General features: G+C 66.5%; 19 protein-coding genes, 1 tRNA gene and 1 pseudogene. 13 read left to right on the forward strand and 8 right to left on the reverse strand.

What is annotated here, in order from left to right; all coding sequences use genetic code 11:
• The first annotated feature begins 37 nt into the window (after window positions 1-37).
• Window positions 38-874: an MBL fold metallo-hydrolase gene (locus tag GH2_RS16870; RefSeq protein ID WP_066170667.1), complete on the forward strand. Its 837-nt coding sequence runs from the start codon at window positions 38-40 to the stop codon at window positions 872-874.
• Between the two features lie 71 nt (window positions 875-945).
• Here GH2_RS16870 and GH2_RS16875 read toward each other — a convergent pair whose 3' ends face one another.
• The 4 genes and pseudogenes from GH2_RS16875 to GH2_RS16880 all read right to left on the reverse strand — a co-directional run bounded on the left by GH2_RS16875 (window position 946) and on the right by GH2_RS16880 (window position 3181).
• Window positions 946-2205, reverse strand: a complete 1260-nt coding sequence (locus GH2_RS16875; protein WP_066170669.1) for a TetR/AcrR family transcriptional regulator — start codon at window positions 2203-2205, stop codon at window positions 946-948.
• 69 nt (window positions 2206-2274) lie between these two features.
• Entirely contained in the window at window positions 2275-2430 is a 156-nt protein-coding gene (locus GH2_RS21670; protein ID WP_157086131.1) for a hypothetical protein, read from the reverse strand.
• 65 nt (window positions 2431-2495) lie between these two features.
• Window positions 2496-2639: pseudogene (locus tag GH2_RS21395) on the reverse strand (acyl-CoA dehydrogenase family protein); the annotation flags it as partial.
• Between the two features lie 454 nt (window positions 2640-3093).
• Window positions 3094-3181 (reverse strand) — tRNA-Ser (locus GH2_RS16880).
• A gap of 79 nt (window positions 3182-3260) precedes the next feature.
• Here GH2_RS16880 and GH2_RS16885 point away from each other — a divergent pair.
• Entirely contained in the window at window positions 3261-4226 is a 966-nt protein-coding gene (locus GH2_RS16885; protein ID WP_066170672.1) for an NAD(P)H-quinone oxidoreductase, read from the forward strand.
• Between the two features lie 82 nt (window positions 4227-4308).
• Here GH2_RS16885 and GH2_RS16890 read toward each other — a convergent pair whose 3' ends face one another.
• Window positions 4309-4740: a MarR family winged helix-turn-helix transcriptional regulator gene (locus GH2_RS16890; protein WP_239588928.1), complete on the reverse strand. Its 432-nt coding sequence runs from the start codon at window positions 4738-4740 to the stop codon at window positions 4309-4311.
• Window positions 4741-4897: 157 nt separating this feature from the next.
• Window positions 4898-6094: an aminotransferase class V-fold PLP-dependent enzyme gene (locus GH2_RS16895; protein ID WP_066170952.1), complete on the reverse strand. Its 1197-nt coding sequence runs from the start codon at window positions 6092-6094 to the stop codon at window positions 4898-4900.
• Between the two features lie 40 nt (window positions 6095-6134).
• Between GH2_RS16895 and GH2_RS16900 the strand changes: the two genes are divergently transcribed.
• The 7 genes from GH2_RS16900 (at window position 6135) to GH2_RS21400 (ending at window position 12228) form a co-directional block, all read left to right on the forward strand.
• On the forward strand, window positions 6135-6683 hold the full coding sequence (locus GH2_RS16900) for a bacterial proteasome activator family protein (protein WP_239588927.1): 549 nt from the start codon (window positions 6135-6137) through the stop codon (window positions 6681-6683).
• A 22-nt stretch (window positions 6684-6705) separates the two neighbouring features.
• Window positions 6706-7569 carry a galactan export ABC transporter permease subunit Wzm/RfbD gene (wzm, locus tag GH2_RS16905; protein ID WP_066170678.1) on the forward strand — a complete coding sequence of 288 codons (864 nt, stop codon included), beginning with the start codon at window positions 6706-6708 and terminating at the stop codon, window positions 7567-7569.
• 8 nt (window positions 7570-7577) lie between these two features.
• A complete protein-coding gene (wzt, locus tag GH2_RS16910; RefSeq protein WP_066170680.1) occupies window positions 7578-8387 on the forward strand; it encodes a galactan export ABC transporter ATP-binding subunit Wzt/RfbE in 810 nt (269 codons plus the stop codon).
• Complete coding sequence (glfT1, locus tag GH2_RS16915) at window positions 8384-9313, forward strand: galactofuranosyltransferase GlfT1 (RefSeq protein WP_280513291.1); 930 nt, start codon at window positions 8384-8386, stop codon at window positions 9311-9313. Before wzt ends, glfT1 begins: the two co-directional genes overlap by 4 nt.
• A 73-nt stretch (window positions 9314-9386) precedes the next feature.
• Window positions 9387-10265 carry a TIGR03619 family F420-dependent LLM class oxidoreductase gene (locus tag GH2_RS16920; RefSeq protein WP_066170683.1) on the forward strand — a complete coding sequence of 293 codons (879 nt, stop codon included), beginning with the start codon at window positions 9387-9389 and terminating at the stop codon, window positions 10263-10265.
• 62 nt (window positions 10266-10327) lie between these two features.
• The gene (locus GH2_RS16925; protein WP_066170685.1) at window positions 10328-11350 is read left to right on the forward strand and encodes a fused (3R)-hydroxyacyl-ACP dehydratase subunits HadA/HadB; all 1023 of its coding nucleotides are present in this window, start codon (window positions 10328-10330) and stop codon (window positions 11348-11350) included.
• A 233-nt stretch (window positions 11351-11583) separates the two neighbouring features.
• Window positions 11584-12228, forward strand: coding sequence for an Abi family protein (locus GH2_RS21400; RefSeq protein WP_084247580.1), 645 nt, complete (start codon window positions 11584-11586; stop codon window positions 12226-12228).
• 52 nt (window positions 12229-12280) lie between these two features.
• Here GH2_RS21400 and GH2_RS21795 read toward each other — a convergent pair whose 3' ends face one another.
• Window positions 12281-12775 carry a GtrA family protein gene (locus tag GH2_RS21795; RefSeq protein WP_244885420.1) on the reverse strand — a complete coding sequence of 165 codons (495 nt, stop codon included), beginning with the start codon at window positions 12773-12775 and terminating at the stop codon, window positions 12281-12283.
• A 149-nt stretch (window positions 12776-12924) separates the two neighbouring features.
• Between GH2_RS21795 and GH2_RS16940 the strand changes: the two genes are divergently transcribed.
• Window positions 12925-14148, forward strand: coding sequence for an alpha/beta hydrolase family protein (locus GH2_RS16940; protein ID WP_066170691.1), 1224 nt, complete (start codon window positions 12925-12927; stop codon window positions 14146-14148).
• A 4-nt stretch (window positions 14149-14152) separates the two neighbouring features.
• On the opposite strand, the gene GH2_RS16945 is transcribed toward GH2_RS16940, so the two are convergent.
• Window positions 14153-14569 (reverse strand): universal stress protein, encoded by a 417-nt coding sequence (locus GH2_RS16945; RefSeq protein ID WP_066170694.1) that lies wholly within the window; start codon window positions 14567-14569, stop codon window positions 14153-14155.
• Window positions 14570-14730: 161 nt separating this feature from the next.
• On the opposite strand from GH2_RS16945, the gene dprE1 reads away from it, so the two are divergent.
• The 3 genes from dprE1 to GH2_RS16960 are packed head-to-tail and all read left to right on the forward strand — an operon-like array spanning window position 14731 to window position 18961.
• Window positions 14731-16149: a decaprenylphosphoryl-beta-D-ribose oxidase gene (dprE1, locus tag GH2_RS16950; RefSeq protein WP_066170696.1), complete on the forward strand. Its 1419-nt coding sequence runs from the start codon at window positions 14731-14733 to the stop codon at window positions 16147-16149.
• Between the two features lie 49 nt (window positions 16150-16198).
• On the forward strand, window positions 16199-16960 hold the full coding sequence (dprE2, locus tag GH2_RS16955) for a decaprenylphospho-beta-D-erythro-pentofuranosid-2-ulose 2-reductase (RefSeq protein ID WP_066170699.1): 762 nt from the start codon (window positions 16199-16201) through the stop codon (window positions 16958-16960).
• 6 nt (window positions 16961-16966) lie between these two features.
• Window positions 16967-18961, forward strand: a complete 1995-nt coding sequence (locus GH2_RS16960; RefSeq protein ID WP_372434572.1) for an arabinofuranosyltransferase — start codon at window positions 16967-16969, stop codon at window positions 18959-18961.
• The last annotated feature ends 2 nt before the right edge of the window (window positions 18962-18963 follow it).

Genomic DNA, 18963 nt, shown 5'->3' on the forward strand with positions numbered 1-18963 from the left:
GACACCTCCATCCATCGAATCCCTTGAAAGCGAACCCATGACCGACCTCACACTCGACGTCTACACCAGTCCCCTCGTCGATCTCCCCAACGGCGGCCAGTTCTCGCCGACCACATCGACGTTGGTGCTCGGGCCCACCGAGGCGCTCCTCGTCGACACCCAGTACCTGCCCGAACACGTCGACGAAGTACGTCGGCGGATCGAGGCATCGGGCCGCACGCTGACGACGATCTTCATCACCCACGCCCACTCCGATCACTACTTCGGACTGGAACTGCTGCTCGACGCCTTCCCCACCGCGCGCGCCGTCGCCACCAGGGCGGTAGCCGAGCACGCCGCTGCAGGCATCGACGCCGACCGCGCCTTCTCGAAGGAGTTCTTCGCCGGCGCAGCAGTCGACAACACCGTGGTGCCGCACGCGCTCGAGACCGACCAGCTCACCGTCGACGGGACGCCGATCCACGTCGTCGACCTGCCTCAGGCCGATATCCACCCCACGGCTGCACTGCACATTCCGAGCATCGGCGCGGTGATCGCCGGCGATGCGATCTACAACGGCGTCAATCCGTTTCTCGCCGCGTCCGGACCCGCGGAGTGGCCCGCGTGGCTGCAGAGCGTGCAGATCATCGCCGACCTCAACCCGAAGGTCGTTGTCGCAGGCCATAAGAAGCCGGAGTTGGCCGACCGGCCCGAAGCGATCGAGGAGACGAAGGCGTACCTGGAAGCCTTCATCTCCGGCGTGGAGGAGCTCCCTGATTCACGGGCGCTCGTGCCGCACATGCACGGGTTGTTCCCGGATTTTGAGAACGGCTCGGCTCTGCTGGCGTCGGCCGTGACTGCGTACAAGCACAAGAAGGCCGCTCAGACTCAGTAGCGGTCCAGCGCCCCCCGATCGGAGACCTCAGGCTGTACACACGGCCTGAGGTCTCTGCGTCTCTGCGGACGTCACTCGTCGTTCGGCGCTGCGACCAACTCGGCGATCGCCGCACCGACTGCACTGATCGCGCCGGTGTCGCGGGTCGCACTCGCCACGATGAAGGTGCCGTCGATCAGCGCGTGGATGGCTGCGCTCAACTCGGCGACGGTCAGATCGTCTCGGACGTCGCCGCGTTCCTGTCCCGCCGTGAGGACGGCTTCCAGACGCACACGCCACTGAGCGACCAGCTCGGCGATCTTCACCCGCAGAGGCTCGGACGTGGTGGCCACCTCGGTCGCCAGCTTCCCGGCGAGATCACTGTTGCGGTAATCCGAGTCGACGAAGATCTGAGACATCTCAGTGAAATATCCGTAGATCATCTCGGGCGTCGAGCGCCCGTCGTCATCGGACCACGCGAGCAAACGGGCGTCCTGGAATCCGCCGTACGCGTCGAGCACACCGACGGCGAACGCCTCCTTCGACCCGAAGTGGTGGTAGAACGAGCCTTTCGGCACCTGCGCTGCTGCCAGGATCCGGTCGACGGTGGTGCCGTGGTAGCCGAACTCGAAGAACGACTCAATGCCGGTCAGCAGGAGGCGCTCGCGGTGCGCCATCTCAGTCTGCGTGGGATCGGTGCGCTTGCGACTCGACGAGCGGCGGCGGGGATGCCACTGGCGTTGCTCGACGGTCGAAGCGTGCTCCAGGTAGACCAGGAGGACACGCGTGGTCGCATCGAGATACTCCTGCTCCCGCAAGACCAGAGCGGCGACGAACGCTCCCTCGATCAAGGCCAGAAAGACGTCGGCGAGCGTGCCCGCAGGCAGATCGTCGCGCAGCTCGCCTCGCTCCTGGCCGAGGGCGATCAGTCGGGCGATCTGCGAGCGCCATTCACGCAGGCTGGTCGAGATCCGCGCTCGATAGTCCTCCGAGCTCGGCCCGAGTTCGGAGGACAGTTTTCCGAGCAGGCACGGTCGCTGCCAGCCGGACGCGACGAATCGCTCGACGAGCTCCCGGTGATAACCCTCGATCCGCTGTGGGACGGTGAGATCGTCACGTCCGGACCAGGTGTCGAGGGCCCGCTGCTGGTAGGCGTCGTAGCGATCGAGGACGGCGAACCCGAACGCCTGCTTGGCGCCGAAGTGGTGGTAGAACGACCCTTTGGGCACCTCGGCGTCGGACAGAATCGAGTCGACGGTCGTCGCGTGATATCCGTTGACATAGAACAGATCCCAGCCCGAACGCAACAGGCGATCCTTGTGCGACAGCTTTGTCGTTGCGGTTTTCGCCACCTGTCCTCCTCGAGAAGATCGACCGTCGACGCTCCGCTTCCCGCGGTGGGAAGAAGCCGACGACGCGCGCTAGACCATCCAGTCTACCGCGTGTCGGCCGAGGCGACGCAATCGATCCTGCCGGTGCGGTGAGGCTTCGATCATGTCGGCAGCGATGTCCTGGAGGAACTGCGCGATCGCGCCGAGCCTGACTCGCATCCCGCGGTCGATGTCGTCGCCGCGCATCCCGGTAGATGCGCTGGTACGGATTCTGCGACGACGGGCACGGTGCGACCTCGGGCATCAGCGGATCATCGTCCCGCGAGAGCGCTGCTGATCATCTGACGTTGGATCTCACTCGTTCCCTCCTCGATGGTGAAGGTCTTGGCGTCACGCGCCCACCGCTCCACCGGATAGTCACGGGTGTAGCCGTTTCCGCCGAGGATCAGGATGGCGCGCTTGGACGCAACGAGTTACACGACGGGTCAACGTGGCCGCGTGGGTCGGCGGGCATCGCGGCTATTCACCGCGCGGAACACGTTCGACTGCCGGATCGGCCACGGCCACGGTGTCAGCGCAGACGTGCGGCTCGGAACTCGTGGTGGTGAGTGCCGGGGCGCCGGTCTGCCGTCGTGCTCACCGCCACCAGCGATCCCGAACAACTCGGCGCTCCTCCTCGACGGCGTGACCGACACTGTCGAGGTCGCCCGCCCGCGTCTACATCGATCGCGGCCCGAGGTGCTGGACTACCTGATTGCGCACGCGCACCAGGATCTCGAGCTGGTCAAGGATTGCTCCGACTACTACCCGGCGGGCGGCTCGGCGGCCGCTCGGTGGAGCCGCGGCCGTTCAATGTGGACGCTTCCCACGGTCACGGGGCAGCTCTTCAAAACCCACCCTCTGACCTGCTGGCGGAAGCGGAGGGATTTGAACCCCCGGTGGTTTTACCCACGCTCGCTTTCAAGGCGAGTGCATTCGGCCGCTCTGCCACGCTTCCCTGGCGACCAACGTTAGCGCATCAGCTCGACCGCACCGCTCCCCTGCCCTCCGAAGTGATTCCTGGAAGACTGGACGACATGCGTGCTGTGGACGGCTCCGAGCCGATCGTCGTCTCCGATGTTCCCGAACCGACCGCCGGGCCGGGTGAGGTGATCATCGACGTCGCGGCCGCAGGCGTGAATCGCGCCGACCTCCTGCAGCGTGCGGGCAACTACCCACCTCCTCCGGGTGCGTCGAACATCCTCGGGCTGGAGGTCTCCGGCACAGTCAGCGCTCTGGGTGCCGGCGTCACCGGTTGGGAGATCGGCGACGAGGTCTGCGCACTGCTCGCCGGCGGTGGGTACGCGGAGCGGGTCGCTGTGCCGTCGGAGCAGGTGATGCCCGTGCCCCGCGGCGTGGACCTGGTTTCCGCCGCGGCCCTGCCCGAAGTGGCCTGCACAGTGATGTCGAACGTCGTCATGACCGGACGTCTGGCACCTGGCGAGCTGTTTCTCGTGCACGGTGGCAGCAGCGGCATCGGCACGCACGCCATCCAGCTGGCACGGGCCCTGGGCTGCCGCGTGGCGACGACCGCACGGACCGACGAGAAGCTGGCCCGTGCGAAGGAACTGGGCGCCGACGTCCTCATCAACTACGCGTCCGACGACTTCACCGACCGCGTCCGCGAAGAAGGCGGCGCCGACGTCATCCTGGACATCATGGGCGCCAAGTACCTGTCAGCGAACGTCGCCGCCCTGGCGACGAACGGCAGACTGGTCATCATCGGTATGCAGGGCGGAGTGAAGGCGGAACTCAACATCGGCGCGTTGATGGCCAAGCGCGCATCGGTGATCGGGACGACGCTGCGGTCCCGTCCGACCACCGGCGGACCCGACTCGAAGGCCGCCGTCGTCACCGAGACCGTGGCCCGGACGTGGCCGCTGATCGAGTCCGGCGACATCGTGCCGGTGATCGACTCCACCTTCCCCCTCGCCGACGTCGAGGCCGCGCACGCGCGTCTCACGTCGGGAGACGCGATCGGAAAGGTGCTGCTGACGATCTGAGTCGGAAGCAGGACCCTGCCCGCGGCGATCTCGATGCGCTTCCTCGCTCCGCTCGGAGGCTCACTCGATCAACAAGGGGTCGCTATCCCTCGTCCTCGGCGATTCGTTGCCCGAGGGTGCCGAAGAGGCCACAGAGCTGCTCGAACTCGACGGCGCTGAGCCGGTCGATGATCAAACGGCGGACGGCACGATCGCGAGCTTCGAGGATCGGCGCCACCTCCTGCCGGCCGACGTCGGTGATCCGCACCCACTTCTGGCGGGCGTCCACGTCATCAGAGTCGACGCGCTCGACGAACCCGCGATCCAAGAAGCGGCTGACCTGTCGGGACACCGTGCTGAGGCCGATCTGGGTGGCCTCGGCCAGGTCGCTGATCCGCATCTGCGCCCCATACGAGAGAACTTCGAGGAGTCGCCAATCGGCCGACGACTGGTCGATCTCCCGAAACACCGCGCGGTAGAGCACCCAACCACCACCGACGAACTGCTGCCACAGTTCTCGCTGGCGATCGTTCAACGCTCCCCCCGGGTCGTCCCGATCACCCACCTCAACGCTCGGCACTCTCGCGCCCCCTCCACCTCACAAAACATCATGTCTAGGTGCACAGACAGTAGCCGTCGGCGAGCAGTAAACCGAAACCGGATTCATCCAAACGCGTCCGGCGCACCTGCCGTCAGCCGAACGAACCGAGCACCCGCACCAACTGATCAACCTCGTACGGAGTCGAGTACGACGACAGCCCGACGGTCACGGCACCACCGATCTCATCGACGCCGATCGCTTCCAGGGCTCGGCTCGGGATACCGGACAACGCCGCGATTCCGTTGTCACTCAGGCGAGTACAGACGTCGACCGCGGCGACGCCGCGAACCACGAAGCTCACGACGGGCACCCGATGCACGTCCGGTCCGACCACGCGGACGGTCGACAGATGAGTCAGCGCGTTGACCAGATAGAAGAGCAGCCGATGAACGTACTCGTAGGTGGCGTCCATCGAGGCCACCACCCGCTCCCGGCGGGAGCCGGTCGCCGACGAGTCGAGGCGCGACAGGTACTCGATCGATGCGATCAGCCCGGAGAGCATCGCGCTCGGCATCGGCTCGCGTTCCAGTCGCGCGGGCCCGGTCGCCGCCGGGTTCATCGACACGCGCGTCAGCGTCGACAGCAGCGCGGGGTCGGCGAACACCATCGCGGCCACCCGCGGTCCGCCCCATCGCTCGGCACTCACCAGCACCACGTCGGCGCCCAATTCGGCCATCGACAGCGGCACATACGGCGCCGCCGTGGTCGCGTCGACCAACAGGTGCGCGCCCGCGGCCCGCGCGTGGCCGGCGATCGGCCCGATATCGGTGATGGCGCCGGTGACCGACGAGGCGAGGGTGACCGCCAACAGCGAGGTGCGATCGTCGACGACCTCCGCGAACTGCCACGCGGGGAGCGAACCGTCTTCGACGTCGATCTCCGCCCACCGCACCTGCGTTCCATGCCTCGCGGCCCCGGCGACCGCGGGCAACAGTACGGCCTCGTCGTCGGATCGCGACAGCACCACATTCCGATTCAGCCACGCGTTCACCGGCAGGGCGTCGATCAGCCCCGCCATCAACGCGGCACGGGACGAACCGAGGACCACGCCTGCGGGGTCTGCGCCGAGCAGATCCGCGACCGCCGACCGCGCGTCGTCGACCGTCGCCGCAGCTGCGCGGGCCTGCGGACTGTGCGTGCCCGCCACCACCGGAAACGCCCGGAATCCGCGCGACACCGCCGACGCGACCGAGTCGGGAATCTGCATGCCTGCCTGCGGGTCGAAGTAGATCCAGCCGTCCCCAAGCACTGGGAAGAGCCCCCGCACGGAGGCGATGTCGAACGGCATGCGCATAACGATACTGTCCGGGTCAGTGCACAATGGTCACATGCACCCCGCGATGTTCGGCTCGGCCACGCCGGGCGACCCAGGCAATCCGTCCGACCCCGCATTCGGTCAGCCCGCCGACGGTTCGATCATTCTGCCGGGCGCTCCGACTGCCGACGGCACGGAACAACAACACGACGTCGCAGGCATGGTGGAGCAGCCCGCCAAGGTGATGCGGATCGGCACCATGATCAAGCAGCTCCTGGAAGAAGTGCGTGCGGCACCTCTCGACGATGCCAGCCGGAACCGACTCGCCGAGATCCACCGCACGTCGATCTCCGAGCTGGCCGACGGCCTCGCTCCCGAGCTGCGTGAGGAACTGGATCGACTGGCCCTGCCGTTCTCCGACGATGTGACGCCGTCGGACGCCGAACTGCGGATCGCGCAAGCCCAGCTCGTCGGGTGGCTCGAGGGGCTGTTCCACGGGATTCAGACGGCCCTGTTCGCCCAGCAGATGGCGGCCCGGAACCAGTTGGAGCAGATGCGCCAGGGCGCGCTGCCTCCGGGAGTTGCACCACACGACGGGCACAGCACCGGTCAGTACCTCTGATCCACTTGTATGCTGTGGCGTTGTGTCAGCCGTAGTCAATGACGGCGGAATCCCGCCGGCGCCCCCAGTCTCGGACTCGAAGACCTTCGCTCGAGGCTTCCAAGACCTCGCCGACGGGTTCCGCAATCGCGAACTGTGGTTGCACCTCGGGTGGACCGACATCAAACAGCGCTACAAGCGCTCGGTCCTCGGGCCGCTGTGGATCACCATCGCCACCGGCGTCACCGCCGTCGCGATGGGCATTCTGTACGGCGCGCTGTTCCACATGGACATCGAGTACTTCCTGCCGTACGTGACGCTGGGCTTCATCTTCTGGGGCTTCATCGAGACGACGATCCTCGACGGCTCCGTGGTGTTCTCCACCAACGAGGGACTGATCAAACAGTTGCCCGCACCGGTGAGCATCCACGTGTACCGGAACGTCTGGCGCAGCCTGATCATCTTCGCGCACAACGTGGTGATCTACGTGATCATCTACGCGGTCTTCCGGCCGTCTCTGGACTGGTCCGTGATCCTCGTGATCCCGGCGATGGGCCTCTACATCCTGAACGCGGTGTGGGTGACGATCGTCTTCGGCATCATGTCGACCCGATTCCGCGACATCGGACAGCTGCTGTCCACCATGATCCGCCTGGTGTTCTTCATGACGCCGATCATCTGGTCCGCGAAGTCGCTCACCAACGTCAGCGGCGGCATCTCCGACCGAGCCAAACTGGCGCAGCTGAACCCGATGTACCACTACTTGGAGATCGCTCGCGCACCGCTCATGGGCGAACCCGTCGCGCTGCACCACTGGATCGTCGTGATCGGCTGCACGCTGCTCGGCTGGATCGCCGCGCTGCTGGTGATGCGCAACTTCCGCTCGCGCGTGCCGTACTGGGTCTGAGGGAGAACATGACCAAATCAACCGACATCCGCGTCGACACGTGGGACGCGGGAATCGACTTCCCGATCTTCGACGCCAAGACCCGTTCCCTGAAGAAGGCCGTCCTCGGCGCGGCAGGCGGCGTGATCGGCGCCAACAACTCCAAGACCGTCGTCGTCGAGGCTCTGCGCGACATCAACCTGCACCTGGAACACGGCGCGCGTGTCGGACTCGTCGGTCACAACGGTGCAGGCAAGTCGACGCTGCTCCGTCTGCTCGCAGGCATCTACGAGCCGACACAGGGTGCCTGCCGCGTGCAGGGCCGCGTCGCGCCGGTCTTCGATCTCGGCGTCGGCATGGACCCGGAGATCTCCGGATACGAGAACATCGTCATCCGCGGCATGTTCCTCGGCATGAGCAAGCGCGAGATGCTCAAGAAGACCGATGAGATCGCCGAATTCTCCGAGCTGGGCGACTACCTCAACATGCCGCTGCGCACCTATTCGACGGGTATGCGCGTGCGGTTGGCGCTCGGCGTGGTGACATCGATCGATCCTGAGATCCTCATCCTCGACGAGGGCATCGGCGCCGTCGACGCCGAGTTCATGAAGAAGGCGCGCACCCGTCTGCAGGCGTTGGTGGAGCGCTCCGGAATCCTGGTGTTCGCCAGCCACTCCAACGAGTTCCTCGCGCAACTGTGCGACCGCGCCCTGTGGATCGATCACGGCAAGGTGCGGATGGACGGGGGCATCGAGGAAGTGGTCGGCGCGTATGAGGGCCCCGAGGCCGCACGGAGCGTCCGCAAGGTGCTCGCCGACCTCGAGGCGGACAAGGCGTGACGGACGAGCAGGGCGTGACCGGGGAACGGATCGTCGGCGTCGTCGTCACCCACAAGCGGCGCGAGTTGCTCGCGGAATCGCTGGCCGTGCTCGCGGCGCAGGATCGGCCGCTCGATCACCTGATCGTCGTCGACAACGCAGCCGAACCCGAGGTGGGAGAGCTGGTCGCCGGCCAGCCGATCCCCACCACCTATCTGCCGTCGCAGCACAATCTGGGCGGTGCGGGCGGCTTCGCCCTCGGCATGCTCCACGCACTGGCGTTGGGCGCCGACTGGGTGTGGTGCGCCGACGACGACGGCCGCCCCGAGGGACCGCAGGTGCTGTCGACGCTGCTGGCGTGCGCACAGCGGCATCGCCTCGGACAGGTGTCGCCGGTGGTGGTGAACATCGCCTCACCCGACGACCTCGCCTTCCCGCTGCGGCGCGGCCTCGTGTGGCGGCGCAAGCGCTCGGAACTCTTCGAAGGCGAACCCGATTCCACGAGCGACGACCTGCTTCCCGGGATCGCGTCGCTGATGAACGGTGCACTGTTCTCCTCTGACACCATCGACCGCATCGGCGTCCCCGACCTGCGCCTGTTCTTCCGCGGCGACGAGGTGGAGATGCACCGACGGCTGGCCCGGTCCGGAATCGGTTTCGGCACGTGCCTGACCACCGCGTACCTGCACCCCGACGGCAGCGACGAGTTCCGCCCCATTCTGGGCGGCCGCATGCACACGCAGTATCCGGACAACGAGGTGAAGCGGTTCTTCACCTACCGCAATCGCGGTTATCTGATGAGTCAGCCCGGGATGCGCAAACTGCTTCCGCAGGAGTACGCCCGGTTCGGCTGGTACTTCCTGGTGCAGCAACGTGATCCCGCAGGCTTCCGCGAATGGATGCGATTGCGGCGGCTCGGGCGCTCAGAGCGGTTCGAGCGACCGTAGTCGCACCGTCGGCCACCGAGCGACGTCGCATTGATCGCGTGACGATTTCTAGAACATGTTCTAGTGTGTCACCATGCGATTCACGTACGCCGAAGCGATGACCGACTTCACCTACTATCCGGCGTTGGCCCAGGCCGCGGAGGCGTCCGGATGGGCGGGAATGACGATCCCCGACTCACTCGCGTACCCGGAGGAATCCGATTCGGTGTACCCGTACACCCCGGACGGGCGACGGGAGTTCCTTGAAGACAAGGACTTCATCGAGACGTTCATCCAGATCGCAGCGCTCGGCGCGGTGACCACCACGCTTCGATTTCTGCCGTTCGTGCTCAAACTCCCGGTACGACCGCCCGCGCTGGTCGCCAAGCAGGCCGCCTCGGTCGCATGCCTCACCGGCAACCGCATGTCTCTCGGCGTCGGCACCAGCCCGTGGCGCGAGGACTACGACATCATGGGCGTCGATTACGCCCGCCGCGGCAAGCGCATGAACGAGTGCATGGACATCATCCGCGGCCTCACCTCGCCGGGCTACTTCGAGTTCCACGGCGAGTTCTACGACATCCCGAAGATCAAGATGAGCCCCACGCCGACGGAGCCGATCCCGCTGCTGGTGGGCGGACACGCCGACGTCGCGTTGAAGCGCGCCGTCGTCCGCGGCGACGGCTGGATGCACGGTGGCGGCGCCCCGGAGGAGCTCGACGCGCTGCTCGACAAACTCGCCGCGATCCGCAAGGCGGAGGGCAAGGAGAACGATCCGTTCGAGATCCACGTCATCTCGATGGACGCGTACACCGTCGACGGCTGCAAACGACTCGAGGACAAGGGCATCACCGATGTGATCGTCGGATTCCGGTTGCCGTACATCATGGGCCGGGACACCGAACCGCTCGAGACCAAGATCGCGAACCTCGAGCGCTTCGCGGAGAACGTGATCGCCAAAGTCAATCCGTGAGGCCCGCAATCGGGAAACGGCCCGTCTCCTCCGCTTCAGCGCACGTCAGGTACGTTGACTGAATGACCAGCGGTGAATTGACGCGCACAGAGGCGATCGCGGAGATGGTCGGCGAGGTGTTCACGACGGCCGATTACTACGAAGTGGGACGAGAGAAGGTCCGCGAGTTCGCGCGCGCTCTGCACGACGACAACCCGTTCCACTGGGACGAGGCCAAGGCGGCCGAGGGCGGCCACCCCGCACTGCTGGCGCCGCTGACGATGGTCGCGATCATGGGCACCAAGTCGCAGGCACAGCTGCTGGAAGCCCACATCCCGGGCAACCTGCTGAAGTCCGGTGTGTTGCAGGTGGATCAGAGCTTCACCTTCCACAAGCCGATCATGGCCGGAGACAAGCTGTACTGCGACGTGAATCTGGAGACGTACCGCACCGTCGCCGGCGCGGATCTGTTCACGGTGAAGACGCTGGTGCGCGACGTCGATCGCGGCGTGCTGCAGGAGTCGTGGACCTCGCTCGCCGGTCCGGGCGAGGAGGCCGGACGCCTCCCCGACGACTTCGACGACATCGTCGACCGGGTCATCTTCAGCGGCGCCGACAGCCACGTTCAGCCACTGGTCCCGTCGTCGCGCGCGGAGATCCCCGCCCCCGAGGGCGGTCCCTGGACCACGATCGCGTTCGACGAACTCACCGAAGGCATGGACCTGCCGGTTCGCAGGCAGCAGTTCACCCGCGGCGACGTGATCAACTACATCGGCGTGTCCGGTGACCCGAATCCGATCCATCACAGCGACGCCGTCGCGCACGCCGCAGGCCTGGACACCGTCGTCGCCCAGGCCATGCTGACCCTCGGCACGGCTGCCGGCTACCTGACGTCGTTCGTCGGCGACCCCGCCGCATTCCGCAACATGAGCGCCCGGTTCACCAGCCCCGTCTACATCCCGGCCAACGAACCTGCTGTCGTCGAGTACTCCGCCAAGGTGAAGTCGCTCGATCCCGCCACCAAGACCGCGATGATCACGTTCGGCGCATCGCTGAACGGCAAGCGCGTCTTCGGCCGCTGCACCGCGAACGTCCAGTTCGCTTAGCTCTATCGCTTCCACCGCCGTTTGTTACCCGCTCCGGGTCACGGGCGGCGGTGGACGGTTCTTCTGGATTGACCAGGTTGTCCGAGATTTGCCGTCAGAACACCGAGGCGTTAGGCTGTAGCCAATCGTTTCGGCCCGCCTCACTCCAGTGAGGGCGGGCCGGACTTCTTTCTACTAATGTTCGATCATGCGAACTAAGCCCTGGTTGTCGGTTAATGCCCAATTAGCCCAGCTTGCGCAGCGCGGCATGGCAATTTCCGATCGCGACTTCGCCCGTCTTTTTGACGTCAGGCCAGCATCTTGATTGGTTGAGCACGGTGTCCAAGCGTGCCAACCGCGCAAAGAAGCGGGACCCCTTCATCGGTCACCACTTCCAGCGGTACCACGGTCAGATTCCGATTTGGGTACTGACAGAGGTGTTGGATTTCGCAGACGTATCCAAAGCCTACAAAGGGCTCCAACCTGCGGACCGCGACGAAATCGCGCGCGCGGTCGGGATCATCAGCGCGCTCGGAAGGAAGGGCGCACGCCCCGGTGAGCTTCTAGCAAACTTGCTTGAGAATCTGACCGTCGTCCGCAACATCGCCGCCCACCATTCGCGGTTATGGAACCGCAGAGTGGTGCCGATCGGTACGGGACGCCTCGCAGCAATGGACAGCTTCCGCGGGCTGAAAGCGCCGCAGGACGAGACCGTCTACGCCTCAATCTGTGCCGCAGGCCATCTTCTGCAGGCCATCTCGCCCGGCTCCGCGTGGACCAAGCAACTCTCGACATTGGTGCGCGGTCGACTCGAACCGATTGGCGGACGATCAGCAGCCGAAATGGGCTTTCCCGACGAGTGGCAGACCCTCCCGTTGTGGTCCGGTCCGACGATCTGATCACGCCGCGCTGGTCAGTCAGGCCACGTCCCGGTCGCGTAGGCGACACCCACTACCTGATCTTGAAGATCACAGCGCGTTGCACCACGAAGTTGATGACCGTCGCGACGCCCTGTGCGACGCAGAAGGCGATGATGATCGCCCAGAACGCCGTCCCCCACTCGTGCATCAGCCAGTTGTAGAGGCCCATGTTCACGAAGAAGGTGACCGCGTACAGCACGACGACCGCGATGAAGCGGGTCGCGCTCGGCTCGGCGCGGAAGGTCCAACGACGGTTGAGCAGGTACGCGATCGTGGTGCCGAGGATGAAGCCCGCGCCCTTCGACAGCCAGAACGGCTGGTCGAACACCTGCTGCAGCAGGACGGTGAGGCCGAAGTCGAAGATCGCCGAGAACCCGCCCGTCACGATGAATCGCAACACCTGCGTCTTGAAGTCGACGTCGGTCGACGCCTCTTCGTCGTCGAGCGGCAGTTCGATGGGCATCGGCGCGTGACGCGTCCGGAAGTCCTCGTGCTGCGGACGGCGGTCGGGCTGCCCAGCGTTGATGTCGACCGCCTCAGCGGCGTTCACGGGCTCGTCGGAGTTCACGGACGGATCTGGCACCCTGCCAGGGTAACCGGTGCCGGACGTCGATCGTGTGTCACGGATCGGCCATCGGGCGCCTGCGTGGCCGCGCAGGCGCATAGAGTTCGTCCATGGCTCGCCTCTGGATTCTTCGCGTCAAACGCTCTTGCGCCGCCGTCGCCGTGACCGCCATCGCCGCGACCGGCGCCCTGACCGCGACCGCGCCGATCGCGCACGCCGACGACCCCGCCACCGCCGCGCCAGTATGGTCCGGGCTGGACGCACGCGAATACCACGGCTCGATCGGCGCTCCCGGCACTCTCCTGGCGAAGGTGCCGCTCGCCGCCTCGGTCACCCTGCCGAACGCCGGCAGCGCCTACCGGATCCTGTACGCGACGACCGATATCCACGGCCGTCCCGCCGTCAGCACCGGGGCGATCTTCTTGCCGAAGCGCCCCGCGCCGAAGGCCGGTCACAAGGTGATCGCGTGGGCGCACGGCACGACGGGACTCGGTGACGACTGCACGCCGTCGGCGCTCCCGCGCAGCGACCGCGACACGGCGTACCTGGGGCACTGGCTGGCACAGGGCTACGCCATCGTCGCCACCGATTACGCGGGCCTCGGCACGCCGGGTCTGATGAGCTATCTGAGCAGCAGAGTGCAGGCGCACTCGATCGTCGACTCGGTGAAGGCGGCAGCGCACGCGGGCCTTCCCCTGTCGAAGACTTGGGCGATCGTCGGCCAGTCGCAGGGTGCGGGAGCGGCGCTGAGCGGCGCACGCTGGGCCACCGCGCTCTCGAAGGGCACGGGGCTGGATTACCGCGGCGTCGTCGCGACCGGCGCCCCGGCGAACATCGAGCACATCGTCTGGCAGGCCGGTCCGGCGTTCCCGCCGGTGGTCCTCCCGACCGGACTCAACGTCTACGCGTCGTACATCTGGGCCGGTTTCGCCGATGCGCGCCCGGACCTGTCGCCGATGTCGATCCTGAGCACCGAGGGACGCCGGGTGGTGGCCCAGGCGCGCGTCCGCTGCTACGCGGAGATGCGCACGCTGGTCGACGGCGCCAGAGTGAGCGACTGGTTCACCAGGCCGGTGACCTCCATCCCCGGTGTCCAGGGAGCGCTGGTGAAGTACATGGCGATCCCGTACCGCGGCTACGACCGCCCGATATTCCTCGGTCAGGGACTCAAGGACATGGACGTCCCCGCGCCGTCGGCGCTCTCGCTGTACGCCCAGATGCGGGCGGCAGGCCAACCCGTCGACCTGCACGTCTATCCCACGCAGGATCACTCGGGCACGGTGCTCGCCTCCATGAAGGACTCCACACCGTTCCTGGCGCGGATCATGCGGTAAGGCGCTACTGCGCGGGCTCGGTGTCGTTGCGGCGATGCGCGTCGGTCGGCTTCACGACCAGAATCGGTTTGCGGCACTCCACCAACAGGTACTGCGATGTGCTGCCGAGCAGCAGTTTCCCGACCTGGGTGCGCCGACGCATCCCGATGATCAGCAGTTCGGCGTCGGGATGGTCCATCGCGGCCAACAGTTCGTCGGCGGGAGACGCACCGATCGGCTGGGAGAGGCGGAACTCGACGCCGGCCGCCGTCAATCGGGCCTCGGCCTCGACGATCTCCTCCGGCTCGGCGATCCGCTGCCCGCGCGCCTCCGAGATCGCATTGATCACCACGAGATCGGTGTCCCGCAGTCTGGCTTCGAGAATGCCCTGTTCCAGGCACGCCCGCCCGAATGATCCCGCTGAATATCCGACGACGATCATGACCTTCCCTTTCTCCCACCCCGCTGAGAAATGTAGTCGACGCCGCCGGTCCCCCACCCCGGCATGCGGCGCGCAGCACCCCGAACGATTGCCAGTGCCACCGACCACAGCGGCCCACAAGCAGGCGTGAACCAGGTGACCGACGAGTAGTCTCTACACCGATGACGAACAACTCCGTACTTCCGATCGAGACCCGCAAGCTCATGGGCTGGGGCCGGACGATGCCGATCGAGGCCCACGTCCTGTCGACGCCGTACCCCGAGCTGATCGCCGAGGCAGTCGCGCGCGTCGCCGACGACAACGCCGACAAGCCGAGCTACCTGCGCCGCGGAGTGATCGCGCGCGGGCTGGGCCGGTCGTACGGCGAGAACGCCCAGAACTCGGGCGGTCTCACCGTCGACATGACGCAGTTGACCCGCATCCACGAGATCAACGACGAGACGGGGATCATCGACCTCGACGCCGGCGTCGACCTCGACACCCTGATGCGCATCGCCCTGCCGCACGGCCTGTGGGTCCCGGTGCTTCCGGGTACCCGGCAGGTGACGGTCGGCGGCGCCATCGGCTGCGACATCCACGGCAAGAACCACCACAGCGCAGGCAGCTTCGGCAATCACGTCGTCGAGATCTCGCTGCTGACGGCCTCGGGCGAGATCCTCACCCTGACGCCCGAGGGCAGCACCGACGACCCCGACGCGTCGATCTTCTGGGCCACCGTCGGTGGCATCGGCCTCACCGGCATCATCCTGCGCGCCAAGATCAAGATGACGCGCACCGAGACCGCCTATTTCATCGCCGACGGCACCGTCACCACGGGCCTCGACGAGACGATCGCCCTGCACATGGACGGCTCCGAGGAGAACTACACCTACAGTTCCGGCTGGTTCGACGCCATCAGCAAGCCGCCGCGCCTCGGTCGCGGCACCTTCTCGCGCGGGAGCCTCGCGACGCTCGACCAACTGCCGGACAAGCTCGCCAAGGATCCGCTGAAGTTCGACGCGCCCACGCTGGTGAACTTCCCGGACATCTTCCCGAACGGTCTGGCCAACAGGCTGAACTTCTCGATGGTCGGCGAGGCCTACTACCGGATGGGCGGGAACTACCAGGGCAAGGTCCAGAATCTGACGCAGTTCTACCACCCGCTCGATCTGTTCGGGAACTGGAACCGTGCCTACGGTTCGAAGGGCTTCCTGCAGTACCAGTTCATCGTGCCGCCTGAGGCCGTCGAAGAGTTCAAGGGCATCATCTACGACATCCAGGCGTCCGGACACGTCAGCTTCCTCAACGTCTTCAAGCTGTTCGGTGAGGGCAACCAGGCGCCGCTGAGCTTCCCGATGCCGGGCTGGAACATCTGCGTCGACTTCCCGATCAAGCGCGGCCTGCACGAGTTCGTTCGCGAACTGGACCAGCGCGTCATGTCGATCGGCGGCCGTCTCTACACCGCCAAGGACTCGCGGACCAGCGCCGAGACGTTCCATGCGATGTACCCGGAGATCGATAAGTGGATCGCTACGCGCCGCCGCGTGGATCCCAACCAGGTGTTCATGTCCGACATGGGTCGACGACTCGAACTGGTCTGACGGCCGACTCCACCGCACCTGCCCGACCCGCAGACGAAAGAGATTTCACATGTTCAACGCCGTCGGCGTTCCCCAATCCATCCTGATCCTCGGCGGCAGCTCGGAGATCGGCCTCGCCATCGCCTCCGAGTACCTGACCAAGGGTGCCATGCGGATCGTGCTGGCCACCGTTCCCGGCGACCCCACCGCCGACGCCGCCGTGAAGCAGATGCAGGCGGCGGGCGCGTCCTCGGTGGAGCAGATCGACTTCGACGCGCTCGCCACCGACACCCACCGCGCCGTGATCGATCAGGCGTTCGCGGGCGGTGACATCGACGTCGCGATCGTGGCCTTCGGCATTCAGGGCGACGACGAGCAGGCCTGGCAGGACCAGAAGCTCGCCGTCCTCGAGGCCAATATCAACTACACGGCCGCCGTGTCGGTCGGCGTCCTGCTCGGCGAGAAGTTCCGCGCCCAGGGCCACGGGCAGATCATCGCGATGAGCTCGGTCGCCGGCGAGCGCGTCCGCCGCTCCAACTTCGTCTACGGCTCCACCAAGGCCGGACTCGACGGCTTCTACCTCGGCCTCGGCGACGCCCTGCGGCCCGACGGCATCGGCGTCCTCGTCATCCGCCCGGGGCAGGTCCGCACCCGGCTGTCGGCGCACGTCGCCGAGGCGCCGCTGACCGTCAACAAGGAGGACGTGGCGCGCATGGCCGTCGCCGCGGTCGACAAGGGCAAGGACGTCATCTGGGTTCCGGGGCCGTTCCGCTTCATCATGATGGTGCTGCGCCACATCCCACGGCCGGTGTTCCGCAAGCTCCCCATCTGATCTCCGGTGCAGACCCCCGCAGCTGATCCCGTCCCCGAGAACCCCGTGTCCCCGTCGCCCGGCACGCGGAGCCGACTGACCGGTCGTGCCCGCGACGCCGTCGAACTCGGCGGCGCGCTGGTGGGCGGGGCGGTCGTCGCCTTCATCGGACTCAAGGTCATCGGGGCGATCGGCTGGCCGGCGTTCAACACCTCCAATGTGACACGCGCGATCACCACGCTCGGGCAGGCGCTCTTCGTGCTGGTCGCCGTCGCGGCGGTGGTGTGGGCGCGGTACGGGCGAGGTCGTACCCTGCCGTCGCTGCTGTCGGCAGCCGCCTCGGCCGGTCTGGTGACGGTCACGCTCGGGATGCCGCTCGCGGCGACCAAGCTCTACCTTTTCGGCTTGAGCGTCGACCAGCAGTTCCGCACCGAGTATCTGACCCGGCTGACGTCGAACTGGCATCTGGCCGACATGACCTATCCCGATCTGCCGCCCTACTACCCGGCGAGCTGGTTCTGGTTGGGTGGCCGTTACGCGAACGTGCTGGGACTGCCCGGCTGGGAGGCCTACAAGCCGTGGGCCATCGTCTCGCTCGCGGCCGCCGCCGCCCTGGGCGCCGCGCTGTGGAATCGGATGGTCGGGGTGGGTCTCGGGACCGCGATCTCGGTCGCCGTGACACTGGTGACCCTGCAGTACGCCTCACCCGAACCGTATTCGGCGGTGCTCGTCCTGGTCGGCGTCCCGATGCTGGTGGTGATCGCCTCCGCACTGCGCGGGCGGTCGCGACTGGCCGACGGTCCCACGCCGTTGCGGGAGACGAGCTGGCTCGCGGTGATCGCCTCCGGTGTCTTCATCGGTGTCTCCGCCACGTTCTACACGCTGTTCACCGCCCTGTTCGCGGGCACCGCGGTCCTGATGGCGCTGGTCTATCTGGTGCAGGCGTGGCTGCTGCCCCGCAACAGCTCCGTCCGGGCCGAGGCGTTGGCCGCCGAGCGACGTCCCCGCCTGCTCGCGGTGGTGGTCCGGTTGGTGGTGATCGGCGTTCTCTCCGGCGCGGTCGCCTTGATCGTCTGGGGCCCGTATCTGGCCGAACGACTCCGCACCGATGCCGCCGTCAGCGGCAGCGCCGAGCACTACCTGCCGGAGTCCGGTTCAGTCCTCGCCCTTCCCATGTTCCACGCCAGCCTCATCGGCGCGGTCTGCCTGATCGGCTTCGTCTGGGTGCTGCTCCGTGCCAAGGAGCGGACCATCGCCATGGCGATGGCCTGCACGCTGGTCGGCATCGTCGGTCTGACCATGCTGTCGTTGGCGCTGACGGCGAAGGGCACCACTCTGCTCTCGTTCCGGCTCGAACCGGTCACCACGGCCGTCCTCGCCGCCGCAGGCGTCTTCGGCGTCGCCGCACTCAGCAGACTCGCCGTCGCACGCTTCGGCGACGTCCGAACGGTGATCGGCGTCGCGTGCGCGGTGGCGGCACTGGCCGTCGCACAGCACATTCCGGCAGCACTGGCCACCGAGATCACGACCGCGTACACCGACACCGACGGACACGGCGTGCGCGCCGACCAGCATGCGCCCGGCGCCGAGTCGTACTACCCGAAACTCGACCAGTTGATCCGCGAACAGACCGGGAAGCCGCCGACGGACAGCGTGGTGCTGACCGCCGACTTCGGCTTCCTCTCGGTGTATCCGTACTGGGGTTTCCAGGGTCTGACCTCGCATTATGCGAATCCGATCGCCGAGTTCACCGAGCGCGCCGCCACCATCGAACGGTGGTCGCAGGCATCCACGCCGCAGGAGATGCTGGCGAATCTGGAGCAGAGCCCGTGGCGCGCGCCGACCGTGTTCGTCTTCCGGTACAGCCCGGACGGGTACACCTTGCGACTCGCGGAAGACGTCTATCCCAACGATCCGAACGTGAAGCGCTATACCGTCACCTTCAAACCCGCAGCCTTCGACGACCCCGCCTTCGAGGTCACCGAGGTCGGGCCGTTCGTCCTCGTCGTCCGGAAGAGCTGATC

The organism is Gordonia hydrophobica NBRC 16057 (assembly GCF_001592365.1).
Classification (GTDB): domain Bacteria; phylum Actinomycetota; class Actinomycetes; order Mycobacteriales; family Mycobacteriaceae; genus Gordonia; species Gordonia hydrophobica.